General features: G+C 31.3%; 15 protein-coding genes. 8 read left to right on the top strand and 7 right to left on the bottom strand.

Annotated elements, in window-relative coordinates; all coding sequences use genetic code 11:
• Positions 1–50: 50 nt before the first annotated feature.
• The 3 genes from N4A42_RS09190 to N4A42_RS09180 all read left to right on the top strand — a co-directional run bounded on the left by N4A42_RS09190 (position 51) and on the right by N4A42_RS09180 (position 2579).
• Positions 51–302 carry a type B 50S ribosomal protein L31 gene (locus N4A42_RS09190; protein WP_294073153.1) on the top strand — a complete coding sequence of 84 codons (252 nt, stop codon included), beginning with the start codon at positions 51–53 and terminating at the stop codon, positions 300–302.
• A gap of 191 nt (positions 303–493) precedes the next feature.
• Positions 494–1669 (top strand): GlmU family protein, encoded by a 1176-nt coding sequence (locus tag N4A42_RS09185; RefSeq protein ID WP_294073151.1) that lies wholly within the window; start codon positions 494–496, stop codon positions 1667–1669.
• A 4-nt stretch (positions 1670–1673) separates the two neighbouring features.
• Entirely contained in the window at positions 1674–2579 is a 906-nt protein-coding gene (locus N4A42_RS09180; RefSeq protein ID WP_294073149.1) for a hypothetical protein, read from the top strand.
• 43 nt (positions 2580–2622) lie between these two features.
• Here the strand turns inward: N4A42_RS09180 and N4A42_RS09175 are convergent, their stop codons facing one another.
• The 3 genes from N4A42_RS09175 to N4A42_RS09165 are packed head-to-tail and all read right to left on the bottom strand — an operon-like array spanning position 2623 to position 7219.
• Positions 2623–4260, bottom strand: coding sequence for an ABC transporter substrate-binding protein (locus N4A42_RS09175; RefSeq protein ID WP_294073147.1), 1638 nt, complete (start codon positions 4258–4260; stop codon positions 2623–2625).
• A 2-nt stretch (positions 4261–4262) separates the two neighbouring features.
• Complete coding sequence (locus N4A42_RS09170) at positions 4263–6056, bottom strand: hypothetical protein (protein WP_294073145.1); 1794 nt, start codon at positions 6054–6056, stop codon at positions 4263–4265.
• Positions 6057–6067: 11 nt separating this feature from the next.
• Positions 6068–7219: an ATP-binding cassette domain-containing protein gene (locus N4A42_RS09165; RefSeq protein ID WP_294073143.1), complete on the bottom strand. Its 1152-nt coding sequence runs from the start codon at positions 7217–7219 to the stop codon at positions 6068–6070.
• Positions 7220–7364: 145 nt separating this feature from the next.
• Between N4A42_RS09165 and mtaB the strand changes: the two genes are divergently transcribed.
• Positions 7365–8681 carry a tRNA (N(6)-L-threonylcarbamoyladenosine(37)-C(2))-methylthiotransferase MtaB gene (gene mtaB, locus N4A42_RS09160; RefSeq protein WP_294073141.1) on the top strand — a complete coding sequence of 439 codons (1317 nt, stop codon included), beginning with the start codon at positions 7365–7367 and terminating at the stop codon, positions 8679–8681.
• 74 nt (positions 8682–8755) lie between these two features.
• Here the strand turns inward: mtaB and N4A42_RS09155 are convergent, their stop codons facing one another.
• Positions 8756–9052 (bottom strand): N-acetyltransferase, encoded by a 297-nt coding sequence (locus N4A42_RS09155; protein ID WP_294073139.1) that lies wholly within the window; start codon positions 9050–9052, stop codon positions 8756–8758.
• Positions 9053–9234: 182 nt separating this feature from the next.
• Between N4A42_RS09155 and N4A42_RS09150 the strand changes: the two genes are divergently transcribed.
• The gene (locus N4A42_RS09150) at positions 9235–9897 is read left to right on the top strand and encodes an alpha/beta hydrolase (protein WP_294073137.1); all 663 of its coding nucleotides are present in this window, start codon (positions 9235–9237) and stop codon (positions 9895–9897) included.
• Positions 9898–9945: 48 nt separating this feature from the next.
• Entirely contained in the window at positions 9946–10872 is a 927-nt protein-coding gene (locus N4A42_RS09145; RefSeq protein WP_294073135.1) for a lytic transglycosylase domain-containing protein, read from the top strand.
• A gap of 51 nt (positions 10873–10923) precedes the next feature.
• Here the strand turns inward: N4A42_RS09145 and N4A42_RS09140 are convergent, their stop codons facing one another.
• Positions 10924–11502, bottom strand: coding sequence for a DUF2892 domain-containing protein (locus N4A42_RS09140; protein WP_294073133.1), 579 nt, complete (start codon positions 11500–11502; stop codon positions 10924–10926).
• Positions 11503–11663: 161 nt separating this feature from the next.
• On the opposite strand from N4A42_RS09140, the gene rpmH reads away from it, so the two are divergent.
• A complete protein-coding gene (rpmH, locus tag N4A42_RS09135; protein ID WP_138434274.1) occupies positions 11664–11825 on the top strand; it encodes a 50S ribosomal protein L34 in 162 nt (53 codons plus the stop codon).
• Between the two features lie 97 nt (positions 11826–11922).
• On the top strand, positions 11923–14775 hold the full coding sequence (gene carB, locus N4A42_RS09130) for a carbamoyl-phosphate synthase large subunit (RefSeq protein WP_294073129.1): 2853 nt from the start codon (positions 11923–11925) through the stop codon (positions 14773–14775).
• A 60-nt stretch (positions 14776–14835) separates the two neighbouring features.
• Here the strand turns inward: carB and N4A42_RS09125 are convergent, their stop codons facing one another.
• Positions 14836–15795: a T9SS type A sorting domain-containing protein gene (locus N4A42_RS09125; protein WP_294073127.1), complete on the bottom strand. Its 960-nt coding sequence runs from the start codon at positions 15793–15795 to the stop codon at positions 14836–14838.
• Between the two features lie 131 nt (positions 15796–15926).
• Positions 15927–17246 (bottom strand): DNA recombination protein RmuC, encoded by a 1320-nt coding sequence (gene rmuC, locus N4A42_RS09120; protein WP_294073125.1) that lies wholly within the window; start codon positions 17244–17246, stop codon positions 15927–15929.
• Between the last annotated feature and the right edge of the window lie 97 nt (positions 17247–17343).

Raw genomic sequence — 17343 nt, 5'->3', positions numbered from 1 at the left:
TACTTAAATTTGCACCTCGAAAAAATCGAAAATATTTAAAGCATTTAGCGATGAAAGCAGGAATACATCCAAAAAATTATAGAGTAGTAGCATTCAAAGATATGTCTAATGATGAAGTTTTTTTAACAAAATCTACTGCAGATACAAATGAAACTATTGAGGTTGATGGTGTTGAATATCCATTAGTAAAATTGGAAATTTCTAGAACTTCTCATCCTTATTACACTGGTAAGTCTAAATTAGTAGATACAGCTGGTCGTATTGATAAATTTAAAAGTAAATACGCTAAGTTTAAAAAATAAGCTTAAGTTGTTAAGATATTTTAAAAGCCTTTCTGTAAAAGAAAGGCTTTTTTGTTTTCTGCAATTACGCTACTTTTGAAATAAATAGTTCTTGCAGAGTCATAAAAACAAACACACTTTTAAATCGGTTTTTAGGAATTTGAAATTTCGTTTTTATCTGAAGAAGCAACATTAAACATATACAATCAACAATGAATTACATTCTTTTCGACGGTCCATATCGCAATAATCTTTTACCGTTTACTTACACAAGGCCAGTTGCAGATATTAGAGTAGGTATTTTAACGATACGTCAAAAATGGGAATCGTATATTGAGTATACAACAACGACAGTAACTGAAGATTATTTGTCAGATAAATTTCCTATGGTAGAAATGGAAGATAATATAATGATAAATGCTTCCTTTTTGCCAAATACAGAAGTTGTTGAACTTGTTAAAAACTTAAAGTATAATCAGGCTTTATTTAAAGATGAAGATGTAATAGCATTTTTTGCAAAAGAAGGGGAAGAGGTTAACGATTTTTCAAAATTTGAAGCCATAGAATTTGAGGGTGATATATTAACGATAGCGCATACTTGGGATATTTTTTCTAAAAACGGAGCAGCTATTGAAGACGATTTTAACCTTATTACTAAAAATAGGCAATCAGAGCCTATCCCTTCTACCGTAAATACTATAAACCCAGAAAATATTTTTATAGAAAAAGGGGCTAAACTAAATTTTGTTACACTAAATGCTAGTTCTGGGCCAATTTATATTGGTAGAGACGCTGAGATTATGGAAGGCTCTGTTGTAAGAGGACCTTTGGCACTTTGTCATGATTCAACTTTAAAATTAGCAACCAAAATTTATGGTCCAACAACAGTTGGTCCGCATAGTAAAGTTGGTGGAGAAGTTAATAATTCTGTGATTTTTGGATATTCCAACAAAGGACACGATGGATTTTTAGGAAATTCTGTTTTGGGAGAATGGTGTAACATTGGTGCAGACAGCAACAATAGTAATTTAAAAAATAATTATGCTGAAGTAAGACTTTGGAATTATAACACACAAGGTTTTGCTAAAACCGGATTGCAATTTTGTGGGCTTATGATGGGAGATCACAGTAAATGCGGAATTAATACCATGTTTAATACTGGTACGGTTGTTGGTGTAAGTGCTAACATCTTTGGAAGTGGTTTTCCTCGCAATTTTGTGCCGAGTTTTTCTTGGGGAGGACATAGTGGTTTTGTAACCTATAACACTAAGAAAGCCTTTGAGGTTGCAAACGTTGTTATGGCAAGACGAAAGGAAGACTTTACCGAAAAGGATAAAGCTATTTTAGAGCACGTTTTTGAAGAAACCAAACAATACCGAAAAGCATAAAGTTATGTGTAAAACCAAATTTACAATGCTACTGTTTTTAACCTTTATCTACGGATTTTCTCAAAGTGAAGATGTAGAGGTTAAAAAACTGAAAATTAATACTAAGCTAGATCATTTTGCTGCTCGTGTGGTAGGTGACAAAATCTATTTTAGTCATAATTTAACCACTAAAAGAGGACGAGCTATTAAAGATAAATATGATGGTTTTGTTTATACCATGTACGAAGCACCTTTGAGTGAAGATGGTGAGATTAATGATGAAAAGCCTATAACTAAAACTGAGCTTGGTAGGTTTAATATGTCTGCAGCAACGTTTACAAAAGATGGAAGGTACATGTATTTTACCACTAATCAATTAGGTAAAGGAACTAACAAATTAAAAGGTGTTGAAACCTATAACTTACAAATAAGACGCGCAGAATATGTTGAAGGGCAAGGTTGGACAAACTTTGAAACATTAGCTTTTTGCGATCCAGATCATAATTACGCACATCCTGCTTTAAGTCCAGATGAGTCTACATTATATTTTATTGCAGATGTAAAAGGTACTAAAGGAAAATCAGATTTATACAAAGTTTCGGTTACAGATCATAAAACCTATGGAGAAGTTACTAGTTTAGGCGAAAAAATAAATTCTTCTCGTACAGAGATTTTTCCTTTTGTAAGCGCAGATAATAAGTTGTATTTTACATCTAATAGAAGAGGAGGTAAAGGTGGATTAGATATTTATGTTTATGATTTAGATTCTACTGATACAGAACAAGAGCCAAGATCTCTAGAATCACCAATTAACAGTAGAGGAGATGATTTTTCTTTTTTCTTAAATGATGATTTAACATCTGGTTATTTATCCTCGCGACGTTTAAAAGGTGAAGGTGGAGATGATTTATATTATTTTGAAAAGTTTTAATGTTTAATTGTTGAGATGTTTATTCGTGGAATTGTTTAGTCGGTTATTTAGTTTCACTAATCACTTTCTCAACCTGTTTCAACTCTAACAAATTAGTAGCATTTATGCCAAGACCTTTAACTTCTTTTCGTGTAAAGCGAACTACTTCATCATAGAACATAGGTACTATGGGTGCTGTACTCATTACTAAAGAGTCCATTTTGGTATAAAGTTTGGCTCTAATTTCAGGATTAGTTTCTAAATAAGAAGCTTCATACATTTTATCGAATTCATTATTAGAATAATGCGTATAGTTTGGTCCGTTTGGTGCAAAATTTTTGCTGTAATAAAGCGATAAGTAATTTTCAGCATCAGGATAATCCGCAACCCAACTAGCTCTAAAAAAGTCGAGCTGACCATTGGCTTTAGCATCTTTTAGACTAGATGCAGGTATAACATCTACATTAACCTGTAAGCCAATTTTTTGAATTTCACGCTGAATAAATTCACAAAAACTTAAATAGTTACTTGTTGTGGTCAAGGTTACCTCAGGATTTGTAATTCCTGTTTCCGATTTAAATTCGGTAAGTAGTTGTTTTGCTTTTTCTGGTTGATAGCTAAAACCAATAGCGTTATCATAACCTGGCAATCCTTTTGGTATAAATCCACCATTTGCGGCAATACCAATACCATTTCTAAGGTAGGTTATCATTTTGGTTCTATCAAAACCTAGATTAATAGCTTTTCTTAGTTTAATGGCTTGTATCTCGTTAACCTCAGTTTCCATAAAAAAGGCTAAATATTCTGTGTTGAGGTATGGACCTCGTATCATATTTACATCATCAGTATACAGTTGTCTAAGTTCACCTTTAGCGGTTAAAATTTCATCTTTATAAGAGGCATCTAAACCAGATACAAAGTCTATATTGCCTTGTGCAAATTGCAAAAACTCACTTTGCTTGTCTGGTAAAAAAGTTATAGAAACAGATTCGAGATATGGTAATTGTTTTCCTTTGTCATCTTTTTCAAAATAGTTGTTATTTCGCCTAAAAACGAGTTTAATGTTTTCTTCCCAACGTTTAAATTTAAAAGGACCAGTGCCAATAGGGTTAGATCTAAAATCATTGCCATAATGTTCTACAATTTCTTTGGGAACTACAGAGCAATACTTCATGGTTAACAGTCCTAAAAAAGCAGGAAAAGGTTGTTTTAGTTTAATTTGAAATGTAGAATCATTTACGGCTAAAAAATGATCTACTTTGTTCAATACCCAACTTCCTGGTGAAGCAACGGATTTATCTTTTAATCTGTTAAAGCTATATTCGAAATCTGAAGCATTTACTGTTCTTGTTGAATCTTTTTTGAATAGTTGGTGCTTATGAAAATAGACATCTTTTCTAAGATTAAAAGTGTAAGTGGTTGCACTATCTGTAATGATCCAGTTTTTGGCAATACATGGTTTAACATTAAGCTGGTCATCCATCTGTACCAAACCATTAAAAAGCTGATGTGTTGCCCAAATATCTGCATTATCTTTAGAAAATGCAGGATCTAAAGAGCCAATATTTTTATGCTCGTTATATCTAAAAACAAGGTGGTCTTTAGTGCTATTCGTTTCGTTATTGCATGAAAATTGTATTAATGCAATAAGGCAAAAGCACCAATTCTTAACTAATGTTTTATAATAGGGCAGATTAGTCATAATTATCCTTCAGGAAGTGATTTCCACTTTTTAATGATTTTGGTATAAAACAGTAAAAATAGTATTCCGACAATAAAAAATATGTAACTCCAATTAATTTCTAGGATTTCTAATAAAGTGTAGCACTCAAAGCCATCTTTGTAATAATCTGGGTGCTCTCTGCAAGCATCTTTTTGATGCAAAGAAATAATACTAATAATTAAAAATAGATATAAAGAAAAACCTATAAGGCTAATATTAACACATATTGCAACTATGATTTTTTTAATTCGTTCTGCAAAAAATATTGGAATTGCTATGATGACACTACTTATAAATAAAGTAAAGTATAAAAGAAAATATATAATGTTGTCTTCACTATTTCCTTTATTTAAATAAAACAACAATGCAGCAGTTAAGGATATGAAAAGTATTAGTACACCAACAGTAATAATGCTGAATAAAAGCGGTTTTAAGCCAGTAACTCTAAACATAAAAATAAGGCTTGCAAGCAAAAAAGTGAACCACATAAAAAAGTGAATACTTTCCATGAGAGGATTACTCGCTTTTATATCTTCTATGTTTTCAAAAACACTATGTAGCGCATTGTTGTCATAGAAAAAATCGGTCTCTCTTTCTAAGTAGAACTTTTCGTATCTGGTAAGTTCTGTTGTAACAGCGTTATTTTCATAAAGTGTTTTTGGTTGGGTTCTAATAAAGTTTTTGACCTCAAAATTCTTTGGGTGATACACTAAATCAAGCCATTGTTGAGTGTCTATATTATGAGGGATTTTATAATACTTAGAGTAGGTTAAAAACTCTTTTAAAAGTGTTTTTATCTCGGTTTTATCACCTCGTTGTAATAGCTCGTAGTTTCTTTTGTTTCTTAGTTTATGTCTTAATGAAAACTGTGGTCTGCTATTATAATCGTAATCTACTTCATTATAATTCCAATTGTCATAATTGTGGTAAATATTGTTTAAAGTATCATTTCTAGAAACAAAAAATGTATAAGATGCATTATAATAACTAGGCACCTCTGTTTTTACATAGGGTTGAACGTTTACTACAGAGTCTTTAAAGTATAAAACCGATGTAGAATCCTTAGCGATACTAAATACATACTTTTTATATACACTATCATTTTCTATTGCACTCGTTTTATTTATATATGTATAGCGATCTTCGTACGGAACTTCTTTTGTTGTTAATGAGTAAAATTGAAAGGACTTGCCTTCAAATTCTAAATATGGTTTGTCAAAATCTATAAAATCATTAGTTCTTTCACAATACAATTCATAAAACGGTTTTGGATAACGTCTCTTATTAATCGTGTAATCTGAAACATTTTCTGAAAAGAACATGGCAACATCATTTGCTATTTCAATTTCTTTACTTACTTGAGAGTCGCTATAAGTTATAGAAATATAAGTTTTAATACCGTAGCTATAGGATAAAAAGAAGCTACTGCAACTAAAGATAATGAGCAAGTAGCAAACAAATTGGCCAAATAATTTTATTGATTTTACAGGATAAAAGTTTTTAAAAGCATTATTCTTAAACATGTAGATTAACCACAAAACAAGTAAAAGTATAGATATTATTGAGGTTAAAAAAACAGTGCCGTTTTCAAAAAATATGGTTCTAACGTAACGATTTTGTAATATCTCAGGATTGCTAAGTGTAATATAACCAAAGGTAAAAAACACCAGATGCAAAATAAACGCAGTAAGCAACATCCATACTAATCTAGTATTCCATATAGTAGGATAGCGTTCTAATAAATATTGATTGGTCTTATGTATAAAGTTTTTCATTGAAATGGCTATTAGGATACAAAAAAGCGTCTGGTAGATTTGCTAATATTTCTGGTATAGGTAACATCAATTTTGTGTTTTCCTAGAGTTTCTAATACAGATGAAAAAGCAATTTGTTCATTAAAATAAGCAACATAAATTCCACCATTATAGATTAGTTTTTCTAATTTTAAGTCTCTAAAAATTGACATTAATACTGATCTATCTGCTTCGCAATCAATTTCAACTATAAGTTGATTTTCTTCATTGTCTACATTAGTTTTATTGTCTTTGTATTTACCATTTTCTAAATAAATAACTTTATCTGAAATTTTTTCAACTTCATACAATTGTTGAGAACTTAAAATAAGCGCAATTGGATTGTTTATAGAATTACAAATAGATTTTAAATCTTCTAAGATAACTTGCTGGGCTAGCACATCTAAATTAGCTAAAGGTTCATCTAGCAATAATAATTCGGGTTGTCTTAAAAGCGTTCTTGCGAGTTCAAAGCGCATTTTGTAACCAGAAGATAACTCACTCCATTTTAAATGTTTGTAATTCCATAAGCCAAAACGTGCAATCATCATTAAAACTCTAATTTCGTTTTCTTCTGGTGGAATGCCATAATTAGAAAGTACAAACTTTAAGTTGTCTTTTAGACTTCCATACCATTTTTGAGTACGTTGTGGAATATAGACGAGATTGGTGCGTAAATCGTAATTAGAGTTAAAGGATTTGTCGAAATTAAAGCTAAGTTCACCTTTATTGTATTTTAGTTCTTTAGCCAAGACTCTAAGTAATGTGGTTTTACCGTTTCCGTTTTCGCCAACCAGTCCATAAACTTCTCCTTTTTTTATTTCTACAGGAATAGGTCCTAATTTAAATCGGTTTGCACCATAGCTTTTTACTAAACCTTTGCCAACAACTACAGGTTTTTCTGTATTGTATTCTGTTATTGGAATTTTAGAAACATGTTCTAAAATTTTTAATGATTTAGTAATAAGTTCTTCTTCTTTTTCAGGATGTTGCTCTTTCCAATCAGTTAGCGCAATAACATCTTTATAAAGATCTAAATCTTGGGTATCTATAACACAATCCATTAATTTTCGATATCCAAGAACGGTATCATTGTTTTCAAAAAAAGAAAAAACTTCCTTAATTCTAGCTTCGGCTTTAGACATACACTTTGTATATTATTGATTTTAACCTTAGAGATAGCAATACATTACAAGAAGTCTAAACTATTGTGTAAATTTGCCAACTCTAAATTAGAAACAAGTAAATATAGAGAATAAAAATCTTGATACAAGTTTAGAAAAGCAAAACATGGAGCAGAAAAAAGTCGCATTTTATACTTTGGGTTGTAAGCTTAATTTCTCTGAAACTTCTACGATAGCAAGAAATTTTAAAGATGAAGGTTTTAGTCGAGTAGACTTTAAGGAGAAGGCAGATATTTATGTAATTAACACTTGTTCGGTTACAGATAATGCAGATAAACGATTTAAGACTATAGTTAAGCAAGCGCAAAAAGTAAATCCAGATGCTTTTGTAGCGGCTATAGGTTGCTATGCACAATTAAAGCCTGAAGAGTTAGCAGATGTTGATGGAGTAGACTTGGTATTGGGTGCTACCGAAAAATTTAAAATTACAGATTACCTTAACGATTTAACCAAGAATGATTTTGGTGAAGTTCATAGTTGCGAGATTGAAGATGCAGATTTTTATGTTGGTAGTTATTCTATTGGAGATAGAACAAGAGCGTTCTTAAAAGTTCAAGATGGTTGCGATTACAAATGTACCTATTGTACAATTCCATTAGCAAGAGGTATTTCTCGTAGCGATACTATGGAAAATGTTCTAAAGAATGCCAAAGAAATTTCAGAACAAAACATAAGAGAAATAGTACTAACAGGAGTTAATATTGGAGATTATGGTAAAGGTGAGTTTGGTAATAAAAAGCACGAGCATACATTTTTAGATTTAGTAACTGAGTTAGATAAGGTTGAAGGGATTGAGCGTTTAAGAATTTCTTCTATAGAACCTAATTTGTTGAAAAATGAAACCATTGCGTTAGTTTCTAAATCAAGAGCATTTGTACCACATTTTCATGTGCCATTACAAAGTGGAAGTAATGCTATTCTTAAAAAGATGAAGCGTCGTTACATGCGCGAATTATATGTAGATAGAGTCTCTAAGATTAAAGAAGTGATGCCTCATGCTTGTATTGGTGTAGATGTAATTGTTGGTTTTCCGGGAGAAACGGATGATTATTTTTTAGAAACCTTCAATTTTTTAAATGAGTTAGATATTTCTTATTTACATGTATTTACATATTCTGAGCGCGATAATACTGAAGCTACTGAAATGGATGGAGTAGTACCAAAAAATGTAAGAACTAAACGAAGCAAAATGCTTAGAGGTTTATCTGTTAAGAAGCGAAGAGCATTTTATGAAAAACAGATAGGAACAGACAGAACCGTTTTGTTTGAAGGCGAAAATAAAGAAGGTTACATTCACGGGTTTACAGAAAATTATGTAAAAGTGAAAACACCATGGAATCCTGAATTAGTAAATACACTCCATAAAGTGAATTTAACTAAAATAGATGAGGATGGTTTGGTAAGATTTGAGTTTGTAAAGTAATTAATATAATGTTTTAGAATAAAAAAACCGAAACTGTTACAGTTTCGGTTTTTTATTTGTGCTTCTTTTTCAAATTATATACGAATGCCAACAGGTAGCATACGTTTGTATTTTCTGTTGCTTCTTACAAATTTTGCAATTTCAGGACTTGTAGGAACAACACTAATATTACGTTCTTTAATATCATCAAAAACCATTTCTAAGAATTCTTTTTTAAATTCCATAGATTTAATAGTTTCTGGGATTACCAACTTAGTTAAAAATATCTTACGCTCTTGTAAAGAATATTCAATAATAGCCATGTCATTTTCAACCTTTAATTCATATTGACGAAGAAAGTCATTATCAATCAATTCAACAGTTTCAGTCATAATTTCCTATGTTTTTAGTTTGCGGTTGGTAAGTAGAAAAACTATATTTCACATAGTTTTGCGGTGCAAATGTACAAAAAATTAACATAAGTTTTAAGAGAAGGTTGTTAAATCGTTAAATTATAAGTAATTAAATACTTAATTTAACAGCCGTTTTAGCAATATATTGAAACATCATTAATATGGCCTCAAATTTAATCCATGTGTATTTAATGCCAGGTATGGCGGCAAATCCTACAATTTTCGAATACATAAAATTACCAGAAAAGGCTTACCAGATCCATTGGTTAGAGTGGCAAATACCTAATAAAAAAGAGTCATTAGAAGATTATGCAAAACGCATGTGTAAATTTATAAAGCACGATAATGTGGTTTTGTTAGGTGTTTCTTTTGGAGGAATGTTGGTGCAAGAAATGAGCAAATTTTTAAATTTAAAAAAGCTAATTGTAGTTTCTAGTGTGAAGTCTCATCACGATTTACCTAAGCGTTTAAAATTATTAAAGTATACTAAAGCTTATAAAGTTTTGCCCACACAATTAGTTAGTAATATAGATATGTTGGCAAAATATGCTTTTGGTGAAACCATAAAAAAACGTGTAGATTTATATAAAAAATACCTTTCAGTAAATGATAAGATTTATCTAGATTGGGCAATAAAACAAGTTGTTTGTTGGCAGCAAGAAGAACCCAATCCAGATGCTATATATATACATGGTGATAAGGATTTGGTGTTTCCGCATTCTTGCTCAGGAAATTGCATTGTTATTAAAGGAGGAACACACATTATGATAATTAATAAATACAAGTGGTTTAACGAAAATTTGCCAAAACTTATTGAGAATTAGGTTTGTGTAATTCAATAGTTTTTTTACATTGTATAAAAATATAATGCTATGCAAATCTTAAAAAATACTTTAGCCGCAATAGGATTAATTTGTGTTTCTGGGCTTTTTATCTTTTCTATGCAAAAAGCACCTTCAGATGAAACTATAGGAAAAGAAACACCTATTGTTAATGATTATAATGTCTATGCTTTAGAAATGCCAGAAGGACTTAATTTTGCAGGAGAAATGGTTCCTATTGAAAGTCCTGATATCTATGAGCGTATGGATAGAGAGCTTTTGGTAAATACTTACTGGCAATCTAATGGTTTACTACTATTTAAGCGCTCTCAGAAGTATTTTCCAATTTTAGAACCATTATTAAAAAAACATGGTTTACCAGATGATTTTAAGTTTTTGGCTTTAGCAGAAAGTGGTTTTATTGATGAGACATCTAGTGCAGGTGCTGCAGGAATGTGGCACTTTATGAGAGAAACTGGAAAAGAGTATGGTTTAGAAATAAATAAAAATGTCGATGAACGCTATCATATAGAAAAATCTACTAAAGTTGCTGCTGAATATTTGAAAAAGGCAAAGGAGCGTTTTGGAAGTTGGACTTTAGCTGCTGCAGCATATAATGCTGGAATTTACGGTGTTTCTAAAAGGCTTAAAGCACAACAAGTTGATAGTTACTATGATGCATTACTACCAGATGAAACTGAAAGATATGTCTTTAGAATTTTAGCTTTAAAAGAAATTCTTAACCACCCATCAAAGTATGGTTTTAATTTTAGTAAGGATCATTTGTATAGTCATATTCCAACATATAAGGTAGAAGTTGATACAGCAGTTGCTGATTTCTCTCAGTTTGCTAAAAAATTTGGAATAAATTATAAGATACTTAAAATTCATAACCCTTGGTTAAGAGAAAAACATCTTAACAACAAATCTCGAAAACTATATACGATTGAGATTCCGAAAGAAGGTTATTATAAGTAGGAAAATTAAAAAAGGCTTGAATATTAATTCAAGCCTTTTTTAATTTATAGATTATCGTCTACTTCTACGATTTTGTCTTGCAGAAGTTGGTTGTCCATAATGTTGTCGTGGAATAGAAGCTTTCTTCATTTGTTGCTTCATCATTTTAATCTGGTCTGCAAGCATGTCGCGCTTGTCAAGTTTTTCAGCTTCAGATAAAAGCTTTTGAGCTTCTTGTTTTCTGCGTTTAGAAAAAGCTATACCAGCTAAATTTAATTTTGCCATTGCCAAATCATGGTCCATAGATAAACCTATGCTTATGGCCTTTTTAAAATATTTTTCAGCTTCATTCATATTAGTTTGAGAAACCATAATACCATTTAAATAGCTTAAATAACCTTGTTGCTTTTTTACTAGAGCACCTTCAGGGTTTTTAATTTTGTCTAACCATTTTTTTGCACCTTCAAAATCTTGTTTTCGCAATTTAAAGAATGCTAACAAAATCATTTCATTTTTAAAATAAAGGAAAATAAATATGGTAGAAAACAAAATGTACATGATACCATTTCCTATATAACCTTCAATAAATTGATAAATGGCATAAGCAATAATTAATGCAGCTAAGACTAATTTTATATTTTTGTTGAACATAGTTCTTTTATTTTTAAGGTTGGCAAAGTTAATAAAATTCTATGTAAATAAATTTAATTTTGAACTTGCTAAAGTAAAAACTTGTTGTATATTTGCACCCAGTTTTGAGATAGCTCAAAATTGTATAGAAAAAGATTATTCAGATTATAAAAAGATAAGACATGCCAAAAAGAACGTTTCAGCCGTCAAAAAGAAAGAGAAGAAACAAACACGGTTTTAGAGAAAGAATGGCTTCTGTTAATGGAAGAAAAGTTTTAGCACGTAGAAGAGCTAAAGGAAGAAAGAAATTGTCTGTATCTTCAGAATTAAGACATAAAAAATAATGATTAACAATTGTTAATATTTTAAGGTGTTACTTAGGCGTAACGCCTTTTTTTATACCCAATCGATATTTATTTTTGCAAACCAAAAGACAATCTCATGCCAAAAAACAAAAACATTAAATCTATATTATTAATCGGTTCTGGTCCAATTATTATTGGTCAGGCTTGTGAATTTGATTATTCTGGCTCACAAGCTTTACGTTCATTAAGAGAAGATGGTATAGAAACAGTTCTTATAAATTCTAATCCAGCAACTATTATGACAGATCCTGCCATGGCAGATCATGTGTATTTGTTGCCATTGACGACTAAGTCTATCATTAAAATTTTAAAAGATCATCCTCAAATAGATGCAGTTTTACCAACAATGGGTGGGCAAACAGCCTTAAACCTTTGTATTGAAGCTGATGAAAAAGGTATTTGGAAAGATTTTGGTGTAGAAATTATAGGTGTTAATATAGATGCCATTAACATTACAGAAGATAGAGAGAAGTTTAGAGAGTTGATGATAGATATAGGTGTTGGTATGGCACCACAAGCTACAGCAACATCATTCTTAAAAGGAAAAGAAATTGCTCAAGAGTTTGGGTTCCCATTATGTATTAGAGCATCTTTTACCTTAGGTGGAGCAGGAGCTTCTATTGTATATGATGAAGAAGAATTTGATAAATCTTTAACCAGAGGGTTAGAAATTTCTCCAATTCATGAGGTGATGATTGATAAAGCCATGATGGGTTGGAAAGAATATGAGCTTGAATTATTGCGAGACAAAAACGATAATGTAGTTATTATTTGTACCATTGAAAATATGGATCCTATGGGCATTCATACTGGTGATTCTATAACTGTTGCACCAGCAATGACCTTATCAGATAAGACGTTTCAAAAAATGCGCGACATGGCAATTCATATGATGCGTAGTATTGGTGATTTTGCAGGTGGATGTAATGTACAGTTTGCTGTGAGTCCTGATGATGAAGAAGAGATTATTGCTATAGAAATTAATCCTAGAGTTTCAAGATCTTCTGCATTAGCTAGTAAAGCTACAGGTTATCCAATTGCTAAGATTGCAGCTAAATTGGCTTTAGGTTACACATTAGACGAATTAAGTAACCAAATTACTAAATCTACATCAGCTTTATTTGAGCCAACTTTAGATTATGTTATTGTAAAGATACCACGTTGGAATTTTGATAAGTTTGAAGGTTCTGACAGAACTTTGGGACTACAAATGAAAGCAGTAGGTGAAGTAATGGGTATTGGTCGTTCTTTTCAGGAAGCATTACATAAAGCAACACAATCTTTAGAAATTAAGCGTAATGGTTTGGGTGCTGATGGTAAAGGTTATAAGAATTATGATCAAATAATAGAAAAACTTACCAATGCAAGTTGGGATAGAGTATTTGTACTTTACGATGCTATCCAAATGGGAATTCCTTTAAGTCGTATTCATGAAATCACTAAAATAGATATGTGGTTCTTAAAGCAATACGAGGAATTATTCCAACTAGAAAAAGAAATATCAACTTATACTATAGACTCTATAGATAGAGATTTATTACTCGAAGCAAAGCAAAAAGGTTATGGTGACAGACAAATAGCTCACATGCTTAAGTGTTTAGAAAGTGAAGTGTATAATAAGAGAAGAGAGCTTAAAATAAATCGTGTTTATAAGTTAGTAGATACTTGTGCTGCAGAGTTTAAAGCACAAACACCTTATTACTATTCTACTTTTGAGAGTGAAGTAGAAACAGCAGATGGTGTTGTTTCTGTAGCTAATGAAAGTGTTGTAACCGATAAAAAGAAAATCATTGTTTTAGGTTCTGGTCCTAATCGTATTGGGCAAGGTATAGAGTTTGATTATTGTTGTGTGCATGGTGTTTTAGCTGCAGCGGAATGTGGATATGAAACGATTATGATTAACTGTAATCCTGAAACCGTTTCTACAGACTTTGATATTGCAGACAAGCTTTATTTTGAACCAGTATTCTGGGAGCATATCTACGATATTATTCAGCATGAAAAACCAGAAGGTGTTATTGTGCAGTTAGGAGGACAAACAGCTTTAAAACTTGCAGAAAAACTAGAGCGCTATGGTGTTAAAATCATGGGAACTAGCTATCAGTCATTAGATTTAGCAGAAGATAGAGGTAGTTTTTCAACTTTATTGAAAGAAAATAACATTCCTTATCCAAAGTTTGATGTTGCTGAATCCGCAGATGAAGCCTTAGCAATAGCAGATGTGTTAGATTTTCCAATCTTAGTGAGACCTTCTTATGTACTTGGTGGCCAAGGCATGAAAATTGTTATCAATAAGCAAGAATTAGAAGCTCATGTTATTGATTTATTAAAGTCAATACCTGGTAATAAATTATTATTAGATCATTATTTAGATGGAGCTATAGAAGCAGAAGCTGATGCGATTTGTGATGGTGAAAATGTATACATTATTGGTATAATGGAGCATATTGAGCCTTGTGGAATCCATTCTGGTGATAGTAACGCTACTTTGCCTCCTTTTAATTTAGGAGAATTTGTGATGCAGCAAATAAAAGATCATACTAAGAAAATTGCTTTAGCACTTAATACAGTAGGTTTAATAAATATTCAGTTTGCAATTAAAGACGATACGGTTTATATCATTGAAGCAAATCCAAGAGCATCGCGTACAGTGCCATTTATAGCAAAAGCATATAAAGAGCCTTATGTAAATTATGCAACTAAAGTTATGTTGGGTGAAAACAAAGTTTCAGATTTTAACTTTAATCCTCAATTAGAAGGATATGCAATTAAGCAGCCAGTATTCTCATTTAATAAGTTCCCTAATGTGAATAAAAAACTAGGACCAGAAATGAAGAGTACAGGTGAAAGTATTTTGTTTATTGAGAGCTTAAAAGAAGATGAATTTTACGATTTATATTCAAGACGAAAAATGTATTTGAGTAAATAAATGACTAAAAAAACCGCAATTTAAAATTGCGGTTTTTTTATATCTGAATAGGTTTTTTTATTAATTCTTTACAAAACGTTTTGTAACAACGTTATCATTAAAAGTCACCTTAAAAAGGTAAACACCAGAAGCCCAATTAGAAACATCTATTCTAGAGTTTAGGTTATATGTAGATGTGTAAATCTTTTTTCCAAGTACATCATATACTTGGATATTAATATTGCTTTCAATAGAGTTAGGTAGAACTAAGCGAATATAAGAATTACTAGGATTTGGATATATATAAAAATCATTATCTAAGCTATATTCTTTATTGGTTAGAGTGTTGTAGGTAATTTCTAAGACAGGAATAGTTCCTGTAGAAGCATTAAATCTTTTAGCAGAAGTAGTTGCTGTTGTTTCATCACCAATTAAAAACCAACCAAGGTTAGAGCTAGGTGAATTAATCCACTCTTGTACATCAGCTATTAATTCTGAGGAGCTCCATGTATAATTTCCTATTCCATCAACAGATACAGTAGCACTAGCTGAGCTATCAAAATCACCTCCAATAGTAGACCAAGAAGTTATACAACCACTTGCGCCATTACTAAAATTACAGAACCAACTGGCATCACCTTCTGCAGAATTTGTTCCGGCACCTTCTTGTCCTGGTGCATTAGAACCTCCTTGTCCCCAATCATTCAAAGCTTTATGTAAACTTACATCTGAAGCGTTAGATATAGATCTAGACATAAAAAGTGTAAGGCTAGCATTGGTTATAGTTGCATTTATTGGTATAGAAGATAAGTCAAAACTAATTAAACCTCTTCTAGCATTCATATTTTCACCTTGAAACGAAACACCAGAAAAAAAATAACTGCCAGATCCATTACTTAAGTTTTGGGTATTAGATTCTGTCTCGTAAATAGTATTGTATTTGTCTAAATTAAATGTACTTGTGGTTTGTGCATTTACATTAAAAACTAATAATGTAAGGACTATAAATTGAATAAAATTATTGAGTATCGTTTTTTTCATAGATGCTTGAATGTTAGGCATACACATTCAAATGTATTAATATTTATCGGATAATCTATTAATCTTATTTTGATGAAGAATCTAACATGCTCAAATTTATGAGGATAAAATCTGTATATAAGAAGTGTTAATTAGTTGTCTTCCGAAGCTCTTTTTATAATATTTTCAGGAAGTGATTTTTTAGCTTTTGCTCCCATTTTTTTAATATTTTCTACACGCGATATTAAATTACCTCTACCTTCAACGAGTTTGTTCATGGCAGCAGAGTAATCGTTTTTAGCAGCATCTATTTTTTTTCCAACACCTGTTAAATCAGATACTAAACCTTCAAATTTATCATATAATGCACCAGCTTGTCTGGCAATCTCAATGGCATTTTGTTGTTGTTTTTCATTGTTCCACATCGTATCAATGGTACGCAGTGTAGCTAATAAAGTAGAAGGTGTAACAATAACAATATTTTGTTCAAAAGCTTTGTTATAAAGCGTGTTGTCTTCATTAATAGCTACAGCAAAAGCTGGTTCTATAGGAATAAACATCAATACAAAATCTGGCGATTCAATATCATATAAATCTTGATAATTCTTTGCAGAAAGTTGATCGACATGCTTCTTAATAGAATTAACATGAGCTTTTAAGAACACTTCACGCTCTTCGGTATCTGCATTGACCATACGTTCATAATCTGTTAGAGATACTTTAGAGTCAATAATCATCTTTTTAGAATCAGGAAGATGTAGTACAACATCTGGCATAACACGTGTGCCATCTTCGCGCTGAAAATTCTGTTGTACAAAATATTCTCTATCTTTTTCTAAACCAGACTTTTCTAAAACACGCTCTAAAACCAATTCGCCCCAATTTCCTTGTGTTTTGCTATCTCCTTTAAGTGCTTTGGTAAGGTTAGTTGCTTCTTTTGCCATTTGTTGGTTAAGATCTTTGAGACCCAATAACTGCTCTTTTAAGGCAGAATGCATGCTGATGCTTTCTTTTTGAGTGTCTTCAACTTTCTTTTCGAAGGTTTTTATTTTTTCTTCGAGTGGATTGAGAATGTTTTTAATGTTTTCTTTATTTTGAAGTGTAAATTTCTCAGATTTTTCATCTAGTATTTTTGAAGCCATTAATTCAAAATCCTTTCTCAATTGTTCTTGTTGTTTAGCTAATTCTTCATCACGTTTTAGATTTTGCTCTTGAAGATTTTCGTACTCAGTATTTTTTCTGGATAATTCAGAATTTAAAAACTCTTTTTCGCGTCGAATTTCTTCGCGCTCAGTTTCAATTTTTGATATGTTTTGTTTGAGTTCATTTATCGTAAGACCCAATTGGTTTTGACGTTCTTCTAATGTGCTTTGTTCACTTTTATTTTTCAGCTTTGTAAAGAGCATACCTAGATATGCACCTATTGCTGCAGAAATTAAAATAGCTAGTAAGAGAGTTATATTATCGTTCATTAAATTGAATTGTAGAAATCAAAGATACTTTATTTAAGAGTAGAAATAAAGCTTATTTATTAACACGGAAACTACCCGTTTTACTATCAAAATTAAT

It is taken from the genome of Winogradskyella sp. (genome assembly GCF_025210595.1).
In the GTDB taxonomy this organism is placed as follows: Bacteria; Bacteroidota; Bacteroidia; order Flavobacteriales; family Flavobacteriaceae; genus Winogradskyella.
This window is presented reverse-complemented; position numbering and strand designations above follow the sequence as displayed.

Excerpts from the sequence above, each read along its gene's own strand:
- N4A42_RS09185 (WP_294073151.1), top strand. The coding sequence starts at position 494 with ATGAATTACATTCTTTTCGACGGTCCATATCGCAATAATCTTTTACCG.
- N4A42_RS09190 (WP_294073153.1), top strand. The coding sequence starts at position 51 with ATGAAAGCAGGAATACATCCAAAAAATTATAGAGTAGTAGCATTCAAA.
- rmuC (WP_294073125.1), bottom strand. The coding sequence starts at position 17,246 with ATGAACGATAATATAACTCTCTTACTAGCTATTTTAATTTCTGCAGCA.
- N4A42_RS09125 (WP_294073127.1), bottom strand. The coding sequence starts at position 15,795 with ATGAAAAAAACGATACTCAATAATTTTATTCAATTTATAGTCCTTACA.
- N4A42_RS09150 (WP_294073137.1), top strand. The coding sequence starts at position 9,235 with ATGGCCTCAAATTTAATCCATGTGTATTTAATGCCAGGTATGGCGGCA.
- carB (WP_294073129.1), top strand. The coding sequence starts at position 11,923 with ATGCCAAAAAACAAAAACATTAAATCTATATTATTAATCGGTTCTGGT.
- N4A42_RS09155 (WP_294073139.1), bottom strand. The coding sequence starts at position 9,052 with ATGACTGAAACTGTTGAATTGATTGATAATGACTTTCTTCGTCAATAT.
- N4A42_RS09170 (WP_294073145.1), bottom strand. The coding sequence starts at position 6,056 with ATGAAAAACTTTATACATAAGACCAATCAATATTTATTAGAACGCTAT.
- rpmH (WP_138434274.1), top strand. The coding sequence starts at position 11,664 with ATGCCAAAAAGAACGTTTCAGCCGTCAAAAAGAAAGAGAAGAAACAAA.
- N4A42_RS09180 (WP_294073149.1), top strand. The coding sequence starts at position 1,674 with ATGTGTAAAACCAAATTTACAATGCTACTGTTTTTAACCTTTATCTAC.
- mtaB (WP_294073141.1), top strand. The coding sequence starts at position 7,365 with ATGGAGCAGAAAAAAGTCGCATTTTATACTTTGGGTTGTAAGCTTAAT.
- N4A42_RS09145 (WP_294073135.1), top strand. The coding sequence starts at position 9,946 with ATGCAAATCTTAAAAAATACTTTAGCCGCAATAGGATTAATTTGTGTT.
- N4A42_RS09165 (WP_294073143.1), bottom strand. The coding sequence starts at position 7,219 with ATGTCTAAAGCCGAAGCTAGAATTAAGGAAGTTTTTTCTTTTTTTGAA.
- N4A42_RS09140 (WP_294073133.1), bottom strand. The coding sequence starts at position 11,502 with ATGTTCAACAAAAATATAAAATTAGTCTTAGCTGCATTAATTATTGCT.
- N4A42_RS09175 (WP_294073147.1), bottom strand. The coding sequence starts at position 4,260 with ATGACTAATCTGCCCTATTATAAAACATTAGTTAAGAATTGGTGCTTT.